18 protein-coding genes are annotated in these 15749 nt (G+C 73.4%); 6 read left to right on the forward strand and 12 right to left on the reverse strand.

The features are described 5' to 3' along the window. Positions 1-97: 97 nt before the first annotated feature. The gene (locus tag CHF16_RS40175) at positions 98-274 is read right to left on the reverse strand and encodes a hypothetical protein (RefSeq protein WP_179271458.1); all 177 of its coding nucleotides are present in this window, start codon (positions 272-274) and stop codon (positions 98-100) included. A gap of 208 nt (positions 275-482) precedes the next feature. Between CHF16_RS40175 and CHF16_RS09800 the strand changes: the two genes are divergently transcribed. Next, entirely contained in the window at positions 483-1136 is a 654-nt protein-coding gene (locus CHF16_RS09800) for a response regulator transcription factor (RefSeq protein ID WP_089325639.1), read from the forward strand. Continuing rightward, positions 1133-2572, forward strand: a complete 1440-nt coding sequence (locus CHF16_RS09805) for a sensor histidine kinase (protein WP_245868323.1) — start codon at positions 1133-1135, stop codon at positions 2570-2572. Before CHF16_RS09800 ends, CHF16_RS09805 begins: the two co-directional genes overlap by 4 nt. A gap of 48 nt (positions 2573-2620) precedes the next feature. Here CHF16_RS09805 and CHF16_RS09810 read toward each other — a convergent pair whose 3' ends face one another. Further along, positions 2621-4279: a serine/threonine-protein kinase gene (locus tag CHF16_RS09810; RefSeq protein WP_089325640.1), complete on the reverse strand. Its 1659-nt coding sequence runs from the start codon at positions 4277-4279 to the stop codon at positions 2621-2623. Between the two features lie 616 nt (positions 4280-4895). On the opposite strand from CHF16_RS09810, the gene CHF16_RS09815 reads away from it, so the two are divergent. Beyond that, positions 4896-5192, forward strand: a complete 297-nt coding sequence (locus CHF16_RS09815; RefSeq protein WP_067893074.1) for a DUF4193 domain-containing protein — start codon at positions 4896-4898, stop codon at positions 5190-5192. A gap of 16 nt (positions 5193-5208) precedes the next feature. Next, positions 5209-6024 (forward strand): hypothetical protein, encoded by an 816-nt coding sequence (locus tag CHF16_RS09820; protein WP_245868324.1) that lies wholly within the window; start codon positions 5209-5211, stop codon positions 6022-6024. A gap of 118 nt (positions 6025-6142) precedes the next feature. On the opposite strand, the gene CHF16_RS09825 is transcribed toward CHF16_RS09820, so the two are convergent. Further along, positions 6143-6430 carry a DUF4235 domain-containing protein gene (locus CHF16_RS09825; protein WP_089325642.1) on the reverse strand — a complete coding sequence of 96 codons (288 nt, stop codon included), beginning with the start codon at positions 6428-6430 and terminating at the stop codon, positions 6143-6145. Positions 6431-6558: 128 nt separating this feature from the next. Between CHF16_RS09825 and valS the strand changes: the two genes are divergently transcribed. Both valS and CHF16_RS09835 read left to right on the forward strand, forming a co-directional pair. After that, a complete protein-coding gene (valS, locus tag CHF16_RS09830; protein WP_089325643.1) occupies positions 6559-9084 on the forward strand; it encodes a valine--tRNA ligase in 2526 nt (841 codons plus the stop codon). A 176-nt stretch (positions 9085-9260) separates the two neighbouring features. Continuing rightward, the gene (locus tag CHF16_RS09835; RefSeq protein WP_089325644.1) at positions 9261-10151 is read left to right on the forward strand and encodes a metal-dependent hydrolase; all 891 of its coding nucleotides are present in this window, start codon (positions 9261-9263) and stop codon (positions 10149-10151) included. 6 nt (positions 10152-10157) lie between these two features. On the opposite strand, the gene CHF16_RS09840 is transcribed toward CHF16_RS09835, so the two are convergent. From CHF16_RS09840 to CHF16_RS09875, 9 genes are all read right to left on the reverse strand, one after another. Next, positions 10158-11444 carry a cytochrome P450 gene (locus CHF16_RS09840; protein WP_245868325.1) on the reverse strand — a complete coding sequence of 429 codons (1287 nt, stop codon included), beginning with the start codon at positions 11442-11444 and terminating at the stop codon, positions 10158-10160. A gap of 79 nt (positions 11445-11523) precedes the next feature. Further along, the gene (locus CHF16_RS09845) at positions 11524-12213 is read right to left on the reverse strand and encodes a YidC/Oxa1 family membrane protein insertase (protein WP_089325645.1); all 690 of its coding nucleotides are present in this window, start codon (positions 12211-12213) and stop codon (positions 11524-11526) included. A 49-nt stretch (positions 12214-12262) separates the two neighbouring features. Further along, positions 12263-12562 (reverse strand): DUF6412 domain-containing protein, encoded by a 300-nt coding sequence (locus CHF16_RS09850; RefSeq protein WP_089325646.1) that lies wholly within the window; start codon positions 12560-12562, stop codon positions 12263-12265. A 91-nt stretch (positions 12563-12653) separates the two neighbouring features. Continuing rightward, positions 12654-13208 carry a hypothetical protein gene (locus CHF16_RS09855; RefSeq protein ID WP_218826609.1) on the reverse strand — a complete coding sequence of 185 codons (555 nt, stop codon included), beginning with the start codon at positions 13206-13208 and terminating at the stop codon, positions 12654-12656. An 18-nt stretch (positions 13209-13226) separates the two neighbouring features. Beyond that, complete coding sequence (locus tag CHF16_RS40180) at positions 13227-13394, reverse strand: hypothetical protein (RefSeq protein ID WP_179271459.1); 168 nt, start codon at positions 13392-13394, stop codon at positions 13227-13229. Between the two features lie 21 nt (positions 13395-13415). Beyond that, a complete protein-coding gene (locus tag CHF16_RS09860; protein WP_089325647.1) occupies positions 13416-13970 on the reverse strand; it encodes a hypothetical protein in 555 nt (184 codons plus the stop codon). After that, positions 13967-14428, reverse strand: a complete 462-nt coding sequence (locus tag CHF16_RS09865) for a hypothetical protein (protein ID WP_089325648.1) — start codon at positions 14426-14428, stop codon at positions 13967-13969. Before CHF16_RS09865 ends, CHF16_RS09860 begins: the two co-directional genes overlap by 4 nt. After that, complete coding sequence (locus CHF16_RS09870; protein ID WP_089325649.1) at positions 14425-14946, reverse strand: MauE/DoxX family redox-associated membrane protein; 522 nt, start codon at positions 14944-14946, stop codon at positions 14425-14427. Before CHF16_RS09870 ends, CHF16_RS09865 begins: the two co-directional genes overlap by 4 nt. Then, complete coding sequence (locus CHF16_RS09875; protein WP_089325650.1) at positions 14943-15638, reverse strand: hypothetical protein; 696 nt, start codon at positions 15636-15638, stop codon at positions 14943-14945. Before CHF16_RS09875 ends, CHF16_RS09870 begins: the two co-directional genes overlap by 4 nt. Between the last annotated feature and the right edge of the window lie 111 nt (positions 15639-15749).

Here is a 15749-nt window from a genome sequence, read left to right on the forward strand (position 1 = left end):
GGGAGACGCCGAGCGGAGGACAGGGCGGCGAGAAGCCCGGGACGGCCGGGTCCCGGGCTTCTCGACTACGGGGTCGCGCCGCCTGGCGTGCGGCGGGTCAATCGCAGCGGGGTGCCTCGACGCCGATGTCGTTGTTCGCTGCGATCCGGCGCAGTTCGCTGATCTCCTCCTGACGGATGTCCGCCAGGTAGGTGTCGCCCTCTGCGTGGGCGGTGCGCAGCGACGCGTACGCGTCATCGAGCCGCTGCTGGATCATGCGTGAGAACTCGCCCATGGGCCTCCTCCCGGATCGTTTCCATGCCCTACCCAGACCTAAGCTGAGAACAAACCTGTTCGCGGATGCAATTTTCGCGGAGTCTTGCGCCGGTTCGGCCGCCGGCCGGCATACGCCGAGTTGAACGCCCGTTTACGAGCGTCTTACGGCGTCCGTGGCATATCTGGGAGCCGGAGGCCGGGCCCGCGCCCGGCCAGGAGGGGGACCTGTGCGAGTTCTAGTCGTCGAGGACGAGCGGGTGCTCGCCGACGCGATCGCCACCGGCCTGCGCAGGCAGACGCTGGCCGTGGACGTGGCCTACGACGGCGCGGGCGCGCTGGAGCGGGCCGGAATCAACGAGTACGACGTGATCGTGCTCGACCGCGACCTGCCCAAGGTCCACGGCGACGACGTCTGCAAGCAGCTCGTCGCGCAGCGCTACCCGGCGCGGATCATCATGCTGACCGCGGCGGGCGAGCTGGACGACCGGGTCGAGGGCCTGTCCATCGGCGCCGACGACTACCTGGCCAAGCCGTTCGCGTTCGCCGAGCTGATCGCCCGGGTGCGGGCGCTCGGCCGGCGCGCCGCGGCGCCGCTGCCGCCCGTGCTGGAGCGCGCCGGGATCACCCTCGACCCGGCCCGCCGCGAGGTCTCCCGCGACGGCCGCCCGGTCGAGCTGACCCGCAAGGAGTTCGCCGTCCTGGAGGTGCTGCTCAGCGCGGACGGCGCCGTCGTCAGCTCCGAGCAGCTGCTGGAGAAGGCGTGGGACGAGCACATCGACCCCTTCACCAACGTCGTCCGGGTCACGATGATGACGCTGCGCAAGAAGCTCGGCGACCCGCCGGTGATCGAGACCGTGCCCGGCGTGGGGTACCGGCTGTGACCGGACCGCGTCCCGGCCCGTCCGAGTCCGGAGCGACCGCGGCGTCCTCCGGCGCCGGCGACACGCGCCCCAACGCCGCGCAGGACAGGACCGCGCAGGACAGGACCGCGCAGGACAGGGCCGCGAGAGACAGGGCCGCGCAGGACGAGGCCGCGCAGGACACCGGCGCGCAGGCCACCCAGCCGACCGCCGTCCCTCCCGGCGGGCCGGGCGGTGCGCCCGGCGGCGAGGGCGGGCGGCGCGGCCGGTGGCGGCGCCCCGGCCCGCAGCAGGTCCCGCCGCCGCCCCCGGCCGCGAAGGGCATGTGGCGCGCGGACGGCTCCCCGATGACCGCGCTGCCGAACCGGATGAGCGTGCGGCTGCGCCTCACCCTGCTGTACGGGCTGCTGTTCTTCATGGCCGGCGCGCTGCTGCTGTTCGTCATGTCGTTCCTGATGGCCAACATCCTCAGCAACGTCAAGGTGATCGGCTACGGCCTCACCGACGCCGCGGCCGCCGAGCTGCAGCGCCAGTTCGTCGAGCAGACGATGAAGCAGCTGGTCGGCCGGTCGCTGCTCGCGCTCGGCGGGGTCGGCGTGATCACCCTGGTGCTCGGCTGGTTCGTCGCCGACCGGGCGCTCAGCCCGCTGCAGCGCGTCACCACGACCGCGCGCCGGCTGTCGGAGAGCACGCTGCACGAGCGGATCGCGCTGGAGGGCCCGGAGGACGAGATCAAGGAGCTGGCCGACACGTTCGACGCGATGCTGGAGCGGCTCGGCCAGGCGTTCGACTCCCAGCGCCGGTTCGTCGCGAACGCCTCGCACGAGCTGCGCACCCCGCTCGCGATCAACCGGACGCTGCTGGAGGTGGCGCTCGGCGACCCCGAGGCGTCGGAGGACCTGCGCACCGTCGGCCGGACGCTGCTGGCCACCAACGCCCGGCACGAGCGGCTCATCGAGGGGCTGCTGCTGCTCGCCCGCAGCGAGCGGGAGCTGACCGCGCGGACCCCGGTCGACATGGCCGAGGTGGCGGCGGCCGTGCTGGAGCAGTCGGCCCGCCGCGACCACGACAACGACGTGGCGGTCCACCCGGAGCTGACGCGGGGGACGGCGCTCGGCGACCCGGTGCTGCTGGAGCACCTGGTGTCGAACCTCGTCGAGAACGCGATCAAGCACAACGAGGCCGAGGGCGGCGAGCTGTGGATCCGCACCGGCATGCTCGACGGCTACGCCACCGTCCAGGTGGAGAACACCGGGCCCGTGGTGCCCGCCTACGAGGTGGAGCGGCTCTTCGAGCCGTTCCGGCGGCTGAACGCCGACCGCGTCGAGTCGTCCAAGGGCGCGGGGCTCGGCCTGTCGATCGTCCGGTCGGTGGTGCTCGCGCACCGCGGCGCGGTCTACGCGGCGCCCCGCCCCGGCGGCGGGCTGATCGTCACCGTCCGCCTCCCGCCGGGCTGACACGCGAACGCCCCGGCGGGCCCTCGGGGGGTCCGCCGGGGCGCGCGCTCACTTCGAGACGGTCCCGTACGCGCTGGCGGTGGAGGCGTAGCGGCTCTGCCGCCACTCCCACCGCAGCGTGGTGCCGCTGGAGTTCGGGATGAACGTGACGTACCCGGCGGCGCACTGCTTCTCGTCCATGCCCGCCATCGGGGTCTCCCGGTACTCGACCTTGCCGTCGTCGTCGGACAGCAGGGACAGGCGCGTGTAGCACTTGTCATGCGTCCCGGACGGGTAGGTGTAGGTCGCGACGCCGGTCGAGTAGATCAGCGAGAACTTGGCCTGGAACTCTTCGGCCCCGGAGCCGGCGCCGGGCTGGTGCCCGTCGCCGGTGAAGTTGCCGACCAGTCCGCCCGTCGCCCGCGGCGTCGGGGTGCCGTCGTCGTCCGGCGGCGTGTAGGTGCTCGTCGGGTACGTCGGGAACGGGTCCGGGTCCGGGTCGTCGCTGTTGGCCCCGATGATCGCCAGCACCACGACCACCAGGATCACGATCAGCGCCAGCGCGCCGCATCCGATCGCGATGATCGGCCCGGCCGACGAGGACTGCTTCGGCGGCGGCCCGTACCCGGGCCCCGGCGGCATCGGCGCCTGCATCCGCTGCTGCGGGGGCTGCGGCGGCGCGCCCTGGTACATCGGCATCGGCGGCGGCGTGATCGGCTGCGGCGGCGGCGTGGCCGGGCCCCCCATCGCGCCCTGGTGCATCGGCATCGGCGGCGGGGTGATCTGCGGCTGCGGCCGGTGCTGCGGCGCGGGCGGCACCGGGGGCGGCGGGGGCAGCTGCGAGGCGATCCGGGTGCCCTGGTTGAGCAGGTCCTCCTGCCCGGCGCCCTGCCCCGCGGGGGCCGCGCCGACGGCGCCGAGCAGGTTCAGCAGGAGCTGCGGGGCCGGCGGGCGCAGCCCCGCGTCCTTGGACAGGCAGCGGCCGATGAGGTCCCGCAGCGGGCCCGCGGGCAGCGCCGACAGGTCCGGTTCCTCGTTGAGGATGCGGTTGATGATGACGGGCAGCGTGTCGGCCTCGAACGGCGACTGCCCGGTGGCGGCGAACACCATGGTCGCGCCCCAGGCGAAGATGTCGACCGCCGGGGTGAGCGGCGCGCCGGTCAGCTGCTCGGGCGCCAGGTAGCCGGGCGTGCCGACCACCATGCCCGTCGCGGTGACGGCGCTCTCCTGGGAGTTGACCGTCCGGGCGATGCCGAAGTCGACGACGCGGGGGCCGTCGGACGCCAGCATGACGTTGTTCGGCTTGAAGTCGCGGTGCACGATCCCGGCTTCGTGGATCGCCGCGAGCGCGGTCGCCGTGCCGATCGCGAGCCGTTCCAGCTCGGCGGCGCCGCGCGGCCCGTCGTGCGCGACCACGTCGTGCAGCGACGGCCCGTCGATGAACTCGCTGACGACGTAGGGCTGGTCGCCCTGGACGTCGGCCTCCAGCACTCGGGCCGTGCAGAAGGGCTCGACCTTCTGCGCCGCACTCACCTCGCGGGTGAACCGGGCACGCGCGGCCGGATCGTTGGCCATCTGCGCGTGCAGCAGCTTGACCGCGACGTACTCTCCACCGGGCGCCTTGCCCAGGAAGACGGCGCCCTGGCCCCCGGCGCCCAGCCGTCCGATGACCTCGTACTGTCCGAGTGCCCTAGGATCGCCCGGCTCCAGCGGAGCGGCATCCGGCATCTGACCCTCCATTGACCCGCAGTGATGTCCGCGACATTGTGCGCCGGACCCACCGCGGGCCCCGTTCCGGCGCCCGAACCGCGGCGCCGGGGTGAAACCTCCGCAGGGGGCCCGCCCCCAACCTCAGGCGGGCACGATATCGCGTTAGTTCAGACGTTTCACCGATCAGTCTGGTTCGGTCTCGCGGCGGCCGGGTCAGGCCGTTTCCCCGGACCGTCCCGCCGCGACCTCCGGCACGCCCCCCGGGACGGGCCGCGGGCGCGCCGCGAAGCGCGTTCCGGCGCCGCGCGCCGCGCGGGCCGGTCGGCGCGCGCAACGCCGCCGGGACCGATATGATCCCCGCCGCCGCGGGTACTCCGGCAGGTGCCCCGGCCCGGCAGCGGGACGTCGGCATCCGCCGGTTTTGTGATGGAAGACGCCGGTTATGTGATGGAAGACACAGTACGAGGAAAGATCCGGGTGACCGGTGTCACTCGTGGGAACGGTCGCGCCTTGTGTGTCGCAGGTCACCAACCGTGACAGAATTTCCCGCCCGGATCGGGCACAAGAACGGCCCCTTGAGCGTTAGATCCGCGCGACGGGGCGCATAAAGCACTGAGGGGGATGGAGATAGAAGATGGCGACCGACTACGACAGCCCACGCAAGACCGACGACGATCTCAGCGAGGACAGCCTCCAGGAGCTCCAGGCCCGGCGGGCCGACAAGGCCGCCAGCATCATCGACGAGGACCTGGACGCCGGTGAGGTCGCCGAGCTGCCCGGCGCCGACCTGTCCAACGAGGAGCTCACCTTCCGGGTGGTTCCGCGGCAGGCCGACGAGTTCACCTGCACGCGCTGCTTCCTGGTGCACCACCGCAGCCAGCTGGCCACCGAGAAGAACGGCCAGCCGATCTGCCGCGAGTGCGCCGCCTGACCGGGAGTGGCCGCGGGTGACGGGAGAGATCGAGAGGCGTCATGACGACGTGGAGCCGGCGCGCGGCGACGGCTCCACGGAACTCGGTGAGCTGATCGGACGGCTCACCGCCGACGAGGACATGGACCGCGAGACCCGCGGCCGCCTGCTGGGGCGGCTGGCCGCACTGCTCGGCCAGAGCGCCCGCAAGGTGGGCGCCGCGGGCGCCGCGCGCGGCAAGTGGCTCGGCGACCTGCTCATCGAGGTCGCGCCGCACATCACCATCCGCGACCTGGAGACCCTGCAGGCGCACCACCGCGGGCTGATGGGGGAGGAGCTCGCCGACCGGCTCGTCAAGGTGGCCAGCAACGGCACGACCGCCGTGGGCGCGGCCGGCGGCGCGCTGGCGGCGGTGCAGTTCACCGCCCCGCCGCTGCTGCTGACGGCGCCCGCCCAGCTCGCCGCCGAGGCGCTCGTCGTCGCGGCCATCGAGGTCAAGATGATCGCCGAACTGCACGAGGTGTACGGCGTGCGCGTCCAGGGCACCGGCACCGCCCGCGGCGCGGCGTTCCTCACCTCCTGGGCCCGGCAGCGCGGCGTCAACCCCCTGGAGGCCGGGTCGCTCACCAGCGCCCTCGGCACCGCCGCGAAGTCGGCCCTGCGCAAGCGGATGCTGCGCACCTTCGGCCGCAGCATGAGCACCCTGGGCCCCTTCCTCACCGGCGCCGCGGCGGGCGCCGCGCTCAACCGCTCGGCGACGAAGGCGCTGGCGCTGAAGGTCCGCAACGACCTGCGCGACGCCGCCGGGATCACGCCCCCGCTTCCGGGGGCCCACCACAAGCCGCTGCGCTGAGCGCCGCACGAGCCGCCGCGCCGAGCACCCCACGAGCGGCTGCGCCGAGCGCCGGCGGAGAGACCCCGGCCGGCGGGCCGCCCCAGGGGGTCGCCCCCCTGGAACGGGACGGCGCCGGTCAGACCTCGGTCTTCAGATGGGACGGCAGCTGACCGGTTCCCTTGGCGTACTGGTGCGCCACGGCTCGGGTGGCGAGCAGGCGGGCCACCTCCATGCCGACGCCCATCACCACGGCCCAGCCGATCGCCTCCAGCAGGTCGACGTCCGGGGACTCGGGATTGGTCGGGGGCTCCTTGCCGGTGCTCTTCTTCCAGATCATCGTGATGGTCTTCTTGGCGACGAACCCGCCCGCGAACGCCGCGGCCCCGGCCATCACCCGCCACCCGATGTCGCCCTTATCCGCCATATTCGTCCTCCACTCGTCTGTCGTCTCCGACGCTACCGGAACGGCCCGCCCCGGGCGGCGGAGGCGATCGCCGCGTCGGCGCCGGTCAATTGGCATGCGATTCCGGCCGATGTCAATACCATTGGCCTATGACAGAGCAGCCGCGTACCGCGCACGTCCCCCAGAAGCCCTCCCTGGACGGACTCGAGGACAAGTGGGTACGCGTCTGGGAGGACGAGGGCGTCTACCGCTTCGACCGCACCCGCCCGCGCGCCGAGGTCTACTCGATCGACACCCCGCCGCCCACCGTGAGCGGGTCCCTCCACGTCGGCCACGTCTTCTCCTACACCCACACCGACACCGTCGCGCGATTCCACCGCATGCGCGGTCGCGCGGTCTTCTACCCGATGGGGTGGGACGATAACGGCCTGCCGACCGAGCGCCGGGTGCAGAACCATTTCGGCGTCCGGTGCGATCCGTCGCTGCCCTACGATCCCGATTTCGAGCCGCCGGCCAAGCCCGACCCCAAGCGCCAGCGGCCGGTCTCCCGGCGCAACTTCATCGAGTTGTGCGAACGGCTCACCGAGGTGGACGAGAAGGCGTTCGAGGAGATGTGGCGCCAGGTCGGCCTGTCGGTCGACTGGAACCACCTCTACACCACCATCGGGGACACCGCCCGCACGGCGTCGCAGCGCGCGTTCCTGCGCAACCTGGCGCGCGGTGAGGCGTACGTCTCCGAGGCGCCGACGCTGTGGGACGTGACGTTCCGCACGGCCGTCGCGCAGGCCGAACTGGAGGACCGCGAGCACCCCGGCGCGTTCTACCGCATCCGCTTCCACGGGGACGAGCGCCCGGTCTACATCGAGACGACGCGGCCGGAGCTGCTGCCCGCGTGCGTCGCGCTGGTCGCGCACCCCGACGACGAGCGCTATCAGGAGCTGTTCGGCACGACCGTGCGCACGCCGCTGTTCGGCGTCCGGGTCCCGGTGCTCGCGCACCGCCTCGCCGAGCCCGACAAGGGCTCCGGCATCGCGATGATCTGTACGTTCGGCGATGTCACCGACGTCACCTGGTGGCGCGAGCTCGACCTGCCGACCCGCGCGATCGTCGACTGGGACGGCCGGCTCGCCGCCGACCCGCCCCCCGGCGTCGCCCCGGAGCCGTACGCCGAACTGGCCGGCAAGACCGTGTTCTCCGCCAAGGAGCGCGTCGCCGAGATGCTCCGCGAGTCCGGCGACCTCGACGGCGAGCCGCGCAGGATCAGCCGTCCGGTGAAGTTCTACGAGAAGGGCAGCAAGCCCCTGGAGATCGTCACCACCCGGCAGTGGTACATCCGCAACGGCGGGCGCGACGAGGGCGTCCGGGCGGAGCTGCTGGCGCGGGGGCGCGAGCTGGCGTGGCACCCCGGCTACATGCGGGCCCGGTACGAGAACTGGGTCGAGGGGCTGAACGGCGACTGGCTGATCTCCCGGCAGCGCTTCTTCGGCGTGCCGATCCCCGTCTGGTACCCGCTGGACGCCTCCGGCGAGCCGCGCTACGACGCGCCGATCGTCCCGTCCGAGGGCGCGCTGCCCGTCGACCCGTCCTCCGACGTCCCGCCGGGCTATACCGCCGAGCAGCGCGGGGAGCCGGGCGGTTTCATCGGCGACCCCGACGTGATGGACACCTGGGCGACCTCGTCGCTCACCCCGCAGATCGCGGGCGGCTGGGAGCGCGACGCCGACCTGTTCGGCCGCGTCTTCCCCTACGACCTGCGGCCGCAGGCGCACGACATCATCCGGACATGGCTGTTCTCCACGGTCGTCCGCGCGCACCTGGAGCACGGCTCGCTGCCGTGGAAGGCCACCGCGCTGTCGGGGTGGATCCTCGACCCCGACCGCAAGAAGATGTCGAAGTCCAAGGGCAACGTCGTCACGCCGATCGACCTGCTGCGGGAGTACGGGTCCGACGCCGTCCGCTACTGGGCGGCGAGCGGGCGGCCGGGCACCGACACCGCGTTCGACACCGGCCAGATCAAGGTGGGCCGGCGCCTCGCGATCAAGATCCTGAACGCGTCCAAGTTCGTGCTCGGGCTGGGCGAGGTGGAGGCCGGCGCGCCCGTCACCGAGCCGCTCGACCGGGCGATGCTGGCGGCGCTGTCCGGCGTCGTCAAGGACGCGACGGAGTCGTTCGAGGGCTACGACTACACGCGCGCGCTGGAGCGCACGGAGCGGTTCTTCTGGGAGTTCTGCGACGACTACCTGGAGCTGGTGAAGGCCCGCGCGTACGGGGACGGCCCGGAGGCGCTGTCGGCGCGCGCGGCGCTGCGCACCGCGCTGTCGGTGCTGCTGCGGCTGTTCGCGCCCGTGCTGCCGTTCGTGACCGAGGAGGTGTGGTCGTGGTGGCGCCGGGGGTCGGTGCACACCGCGTCCTGGCCGGCGGCCGCCGAGCTGCCCGCGGGCGGCGACCCGGCGGTGCTCGCCGCGACGGGCGAGGCGCTCCGCCAGGTCCGCAAGGCCAAGTCGGAGGCGAAGGCGTCGATGCGCGCTGACGTGTCCCGCGCCGTCGTGCGGGGCGCGGAGGTGGCGCACATCGCCCGGCCGGACCTGGCGGCGGCGGGCCGGATCGCCGACCTGACGCTGGAGGCCGCCCCCGCCGACCTGACCGTCGACGTCGAACTCGCCCCGGCGACCTAGCCGGCCCGGCCGCGGCCCGCCCGGGCCCGGCCCGCCCGGGCCCGGCCCGCCCGGGCCCGGCCTGCCCTGCTCGTCCCCCGCTGCGACGCAGGTCACTGCGCGGGGGCGCGCATCGCCCTTGACCCGCCCGCGCCCGCTCCCCATATTGGATCGAAATCCAATATGGGGGAGCGGTCATGGACGAGATCGACGAGCGGCACCCGGTCATCGCCCCGCGGCGGGTGGCGTTCGACTGGACGGGCACCCCGCTGCACTGGATCCCCGGCGAGCCGGTCGCGACGCACTTCATCAACGTGCTGCATTTGCTGCTGCCCGCCGGGGAGCGGTGGTTCGTGCGCGTCTACAAGGAGGCGCTCCCGCTCGTCCGCGACGACGAGCGCCTCTACCGCGAGGTCAAGGGCTTCATGGGGCAGGAGGCCGTGCACGCCTACTCCCACCAGGGCGTCCTCGACCGGCAGATGCGGGAGCGCGGCCTGGACCCGGGCCCGCTGACCGACCGCATCGAGTGGCTGTTCACCCGCATCCTCGGTGAGCGGTGCCCGGTGCCGCTGCTGCCGCGCAAGCGGTGGCTGTTCGTCCGGATCGGCGTCATCGCCGGCATCGAGCACTACACCGCCGTGCTCGGCCAGTGGATCCTGGACGCCCGCGAGCTCGACGAGGCCGGCGCCGACCCGACGATGCTGGACCTGCTGCGCTGGCACGGTGCCGAGGAGGTCGAGCACCGCTCGGTCGCCTTCGACGTCTACCAGCACGTGGCCGGGCGGTACTGGATGCGGTTCATCGCGTTCTTCCTCGGCGTCCTCGCGCTGCCGCTGACCGTCTACGCCGGCGCCGTGTTCCTGTGCCGGGCCGACCCGACGCTGTCGGGCGTCCGCCCCCGGATCCGCGACTACCGGCGCGCCGTGCGGCGCGGGCTGTTCCCGAGCAACCGGTTCATGCTGGCCGCCGGGCGCGCCTACCTGCGGCGCGACTACCACCCGTCCCGGGAGTGCTCGACCCGGCGCGCCCTCGACTACCTCGCGGTCTCGCCCGCCGCGCGGGCCGCCGCCGAGCGCGCCGCGGGCTGACCCGCCTCAGAACGAGCAGGGCAGGTGCTTGATCCCGTTGATGAAGCTGGAGAAGAGCCGGTCCGGCTCGCCGGTGGCGCGGATGTCCGGGACGCGGGTGAACAGCTCGCGGAACATGACCGTGATCTCGCGGCGGGCGAGGTTCGCGCCGAGGCAGAAGTGCGGGCCGGGGCCGCCGAACCCGACGTGCGGGTTGGGGGAGCGCGTGATGTCGAAGACGTCCGGGTCGTCGAAGACCGTCTCGTCGCGGTTGGCCGAGTTGTAGAAGAGCAGGACCTTGTCGCCCTTGCGGTACTCGTGGCCGTTCATCTCGTGGTCGCGGGTGAGCGTCCGGCGGAACTGGATCACCGGCGTCGCCATCCGGACGATCTCCTCGACCGCGCCCGGCATGTGCGCGTCGAAGTCCTCCAGCAGCAGCGCGCGCTGCTCGGGGTTGTCGGTGAACAGCTTGAGGCCGTGCGACATCGCGTTGCGCGTCGTCTCGTTCCCGGCCACCACGAGCAGGATGAAGAACGAGCCGATCTCCTGGTCGGTGAGGCGCTCCCCGTCCACCTCGGCCGCGATCAGCGCGGACACCAGGTCGTCGCCGGGGCGGCGGCGCCGCAGCCGGGCCAGCTTCATCGCCAGGTGGTTCAGCTCGAACCCGGCCGTCAGCACCCGGAGCAGCCCGTACAGCGCGCCGAGCCGGGTGATGCCGTCGCGGCTGTAGTCCCGGCCGCCGCTGTACTCGGGGTCGCCGAGACCGAGGATGATGTTCGTCCGCTCGTACACCATCGGCCGGACGTGCTGGGGGATGCCCATCATGTCGCAGATGACCTGGAGCGGGAGCCGCGCCGCGACGTCGGTGACGAAGTCCGCCGAGCCCTTGGCGACCAGGTCGTCCACGATGCGGGTCGCGGCGGCCTGGAGGTCGGCCTCCATCTTCTCCAGCACCCGGGGGGTGAACGCCCGCGACACGATCTTGCGGATCTTGGCGTGCCGCGGGTCGTCCATGTTGATCATCGACCCGAAGTAGCGGGCCAGGTAGCCGGGCATGTCGGCGATGCTGTTGGAGCACGGCTCGCTGCTGAAGACCTGCGGCGACCGGCTGGCCTCCACGACGTCGGCGTGCCTGGTCAGCGCGTAGAAGCCGGGCCCCTGCTTGACGAACGGCAGCTTCAGCTCCTGGAAGAACGCCGGATGCTCGCGCTGGCGGAGCCTCGCGAACTCCGCCATCCGCTGCTCCGGAGGCAGCGACCAGAAGGGCAGGTCGGCAACGCTCAGCCGGTCGGCGTCCGGCACCGTCGTCGTCACTGCGCACCGTCCTCGCACTCGTCCAGAACCTGATTCGGTTCACATCGAACCGAGTCGCCGGCGCCCCCGTCAAGGGCCCTCAGGCGACAGCGATGATCTTCCGCTGGAGCACCGCGCGCTCCGCCGCCGTCCACGCGCCCGACACGAGCAGGTACAGCCCCGCCGCGAGCGGTGCGAACGCCGCGAAGACCACGGTCCCGAACGGCAGCACCCGCGCCACGTTGCCCATCGGCCCGTCGGCGGTCACCCGGCGCGACGACCACACCGCGACCGCGCCCAGCAGGACGAACAGCCCGACGAACACCAGCGAGGGCGGCGACAGCAGCCCGCCGCCGAGGAGCCCGACGAAGTTCTGCCCCAGCGGGGCGGAGAGAAGCGTGTGCGCCAGCAGCGCGTTCTGGTGCCCCGCCACGGTCGCCGACGTGAACAGCCGGTACATGACCATGAAGAACGGGATCTGCGCGAACATCGGCAGGCATCCGGCGACGGGCGAGGCGCCCTCGGCCTCGTACAGCGCCGCCATCTCCCGGCGCAGGCGCTCGGGGTTCTTCTTGTGCTTCTTCTGCAGCGCCTGGATCTCGGGCATCAGCCGCGCCCGGGTGCGCTCGCCCTTGGCGGCCGCGACGGCCAGCGGGACGAGCAGCACCCGCAGGGCCAGGGTGAAGAGGACGATCGCCAGCGCCGTGGCGAACCCGCCGCTGAACGGCTCCAGGCCGTCCGCCAGTCCGGAGACGAGGGCATGGGCGATCGAGACGGGAACATCGAACATGAGAGGACCTTCCGGAACGAGAGGGAGAAGGGATGCGTTCCGGCCGCGCTCAGGCGGCCGCGATCCCCGTTCCGGGTGCTCTCGGACGCGGGCGTCCCGCGGCGTCGGGGTCGCGCTGCGGCAGGAAGGCCGTGCGCAGCGTCCGCTCGCGCAGCGTCGTGCGCACCCGGGCGAGCACCGCCCGGTGCCCCCGCCGTGCCGTGCGGAACCGCACGGCCGCCAGCACCAGCAGCCCCACGACGGTCAGCGAGCCCAGCGCCACCAGCACCGACTGGCCCGGCGCCATCCCCGCCCACTCGGCCACGGCGAAGCCCCGCAACGCGAGGAACACCAGCAGTGACCAGAGCATGCACGGACCTTTCAATCGGACGTTCGGCTCAGTTTCTCACATAGCCGACCTGTGCAGCGCCTCGGCCGCGTGGGCTGCAAGCGAGGGGGTCTCATAGAAGCAGCAGCGCGAGAGCGGACAGGAGCACCACGGCCGCGGTGGTCTTCGTCAGGGGCATCCGGGCGGCCATCACGGCGTCGCGGTGGTCGTCTCGGGCCAGGTAGGTAAGGGCGGCGCTCAGTGCGCGGCCCAGCCCGAAGCCCGCGCCGGTGAGGAGGGTCAGGGGAAGGGACAGGCCCGCCAGGAGCAGGGCCAGCGCCAGGACGTACGGGGACGTAGCGGAAACGTAGGTGCGGACGCCGGTGCCCAGTTCGAAACCGAACTGGAGGGCGCCCCGGCGCAGGCGGGTCTGGAGGACGTCCGGCGGGATCTGGCGGGCGTTCTGCGGGAGGGGGAGGCTGACCAGGCCGAACTCGCGGGCGGCGCCGACCGTGGCGGCGGCCAGGATCGCGGCCGTCCGGACGGGGTCCGGGAGCGGCGCGGCGAGACCGGTCAGCAGGTAGACCACCGCGGCGGTCAGGGTGCCCCCGAGCAGGAGCCCGAGGGTGAAGACGGCCAGGACCTCGCCCTGCCGTACGGGGGCCCGCCAACCTGGCGAGAACAGCACCGATTCGCTGTTGCGCGTTCAAACGCTGCCGGACAGCGAGAACCCGGCGAGGGCGCCGATCGACGACCAGCACAGGACGGCGGCGTCCAGGGCGGCGGCCGCCACCGCGAGGAGGGCGAGGGCGGCGACGGGCAGCAGCGGGTCGGTCAGGCCCCGCCGCAGCCGCCCCGCACTCAGTTCCTGCACGCCGTCAGTTCCTGCACGCCGTCAGTTCTTGCACGCCGTCGCCTTCCGGCAGATGGTCTTGTACCAGTTGCCCTTCTTCGACTTCTTCCAGCCGTCGTGGCAGCGCCAGGTGACGCCCTTCTTGCACTTGCCGCAGCTCTTGGCGTAGGCCCAGAGCCAGCCGTCGTAGCCGCCGCCGTAGCACTGGTTGGGCCGCAGCTTGTACCGGCCGGGGTGGGAGGCGCCCGACTTGTGGAAGCCCTTGTACTTGCCGCTCGTCCGGCAGCACCAGCTGCACACGTAGCTCGGCCCGCAGCCGGGGGAGCAGTTGTGGTTCGCCGCGTACGACGGGCAGCGCGGGTAGATGTCGTAGTAGCCGACCAGCTGGAAGCCGGAGGAGAGCGCCTCCCGGGCGGGCGGGAAGACGCCGAGCGCCTTCAGCCCGGCGGTGGCGCCCGCGGCCGCGAGGCCGGTCAGGAGGCTGCGCCGGGCGGGGCGGAACCTCGGCTCGTCCCGGGGGACGGGCCGCCTGCGCACGCGCTCGGCCCCGGCGGGGCGCGGGCCGCGCAGCGGCGGGACGTCTTCGAGCTCGATCATCGTGCGGCCTCCAGTGCCAGCTCCCGGAGGGCCTCGGGGGAGCCCACCGGCTCGGCGGCCCGCACCCGGCCGTCCGCGCCGACGAGCACGGCGAACGGGGTGGCGGGCACGCGGTAGTCGGCGAACAGGCCGTCCCGCTCGCCGGTGACGACGGTCGCGCCCGGCGGCGGACCGGAGTCCGGCGGCGGGCCCGCGAAGATCGCGTGCAGGGGCCGGTCCAGCGCCCCGGCGGCGGCGAGCACGTCGGTGCAGACGCCGCAGTCGCGGTCCAGGAACAGCAGCAGCCCCGGCCCGAGGCGCTCGAAGGCGGGCGCGGGCGCGCCCGGCGCGGGGCCGAGCGCGGCCGAGGGCGCGCCCTGGCCGAGCGCGTGGACCTGCCGGACGAGACCGGCGACGACCAGGGCGAGCAGCAGGATCGCGACCCACGACAGCAGCAGCGCGCTGCTCTGGAAGCTCATCCGGCCGTCCTCCTCTCCGTGCGCATCGCGCGGGGCAGCGTCCACAGGAGCACCGCGAACGCCGGCCCCGCCGTGACCGTGATGGACAACTCGTAGGCGGTGGCCTCGGCCGGGAGGCCGAGCAGGGCGCCGGCGAGGGCGAGCAGGGAGAGCGCGGCGGCGCGCGCGGCGACCCAGCCGGTCATCGGCGTGCCGTCGCCCGCGCACCCGCACGGCACGCCCTGGCGGGTGCGCGACACGTGCGCCGCGTAGAGCGCGTACGCGGCGAGCAGGACGGCCGCCGCCCCGCAGGACGCCCGGAGCGGGCCGTCCAGCCAGAGCAGTAGCGCCACCGCGCCGACCGCGCCGGCCAGCGCCTCGGTGGCGATCACCGCGGCCGCGACCGGAGCGGCCGCGGCGCGGGGAAGGACCCGGTGCGCGCGCAGCGCGGCGGCGAGCGCACGGGGACGGGCAGCCTGGCCGGACGCCGAGGCCAGGAGCACGAGCGAGACCGCGACCCCGGCGAGCGGGCCGGTCACCGGACCGCCTCGACCGCCAGCCCGGAGAGCCGCCGAGGGACCTCGCGGACCCGGTCCTCCTCGGGCAGGACGGTCACCAGCAGCGATCTCAGCGCCAGCAGGAAGTAGGGGCCCTGGCCCTCGACGGTGTCCTGGAACAGCTCGCCGCCCGCCACCCGGGCGCCGCGCCAGGGCGGCAGCCGCCGGCGCGTGCCCGCGGTCAGCGGAGTGATCTCCAGCAGCCCGAGGCCGGGGACCTCCTTGACCATCTCGGCCGGTTCGGGGCGCCGCGCGCGGCCCCGGGGGACGGCGACGATCCCGTCCTCGTGCTCGGTGAGGCGGACGGTGCCGAAGAACGCCACCGCGTCCGCCGGGCGCCCGTGGTAGAGGTGGGTGAACACCGCGTGCCGGCGGCCCTCCCACACGGCGGCGAGGACGGGGTCGCGCTGCCCGGTGTCGGGGTCGCGGGTCTCGGCGCGGCCGACCCGCAGCCGACCGCCCTGCAGCCGGAACTCCTGCTCGAAGCGCTCGACGCCGATGTCCTCGGCCCAGCCGAGCGCGTCCGCGCGGGTGCCGCCGGACAGCTCGTGGAGCCGGCCGCGGTCGGCGATCCGCGCCACCGACGTGCACGGGCGCCCGAGGTCGTGGGCGCCGCCGAGCCGGACGCGCACGCCGTCCAGCGAACGGTGGGTGACTTCGCGCCGAGAGACCATGCCGCCCCCTCCCTGCGGGACGCACGCCCCACAGAAACACCGCGGGTAACAGGTGTGACGCTACGCGTGATCCGCCGCTTCGGGGATAAACCTTCCGGAAGTGGTCACGTC

This window comes from Actinomadura meyerae (assembly GCF_900188445.1).
GTDB classification, from domain to species: Bacteria; Actinomycetota; Actinomycetes; order Streptosporangiales; family Streptosporangiaceae; genus Spirillospora; species Spirillospora meyerae.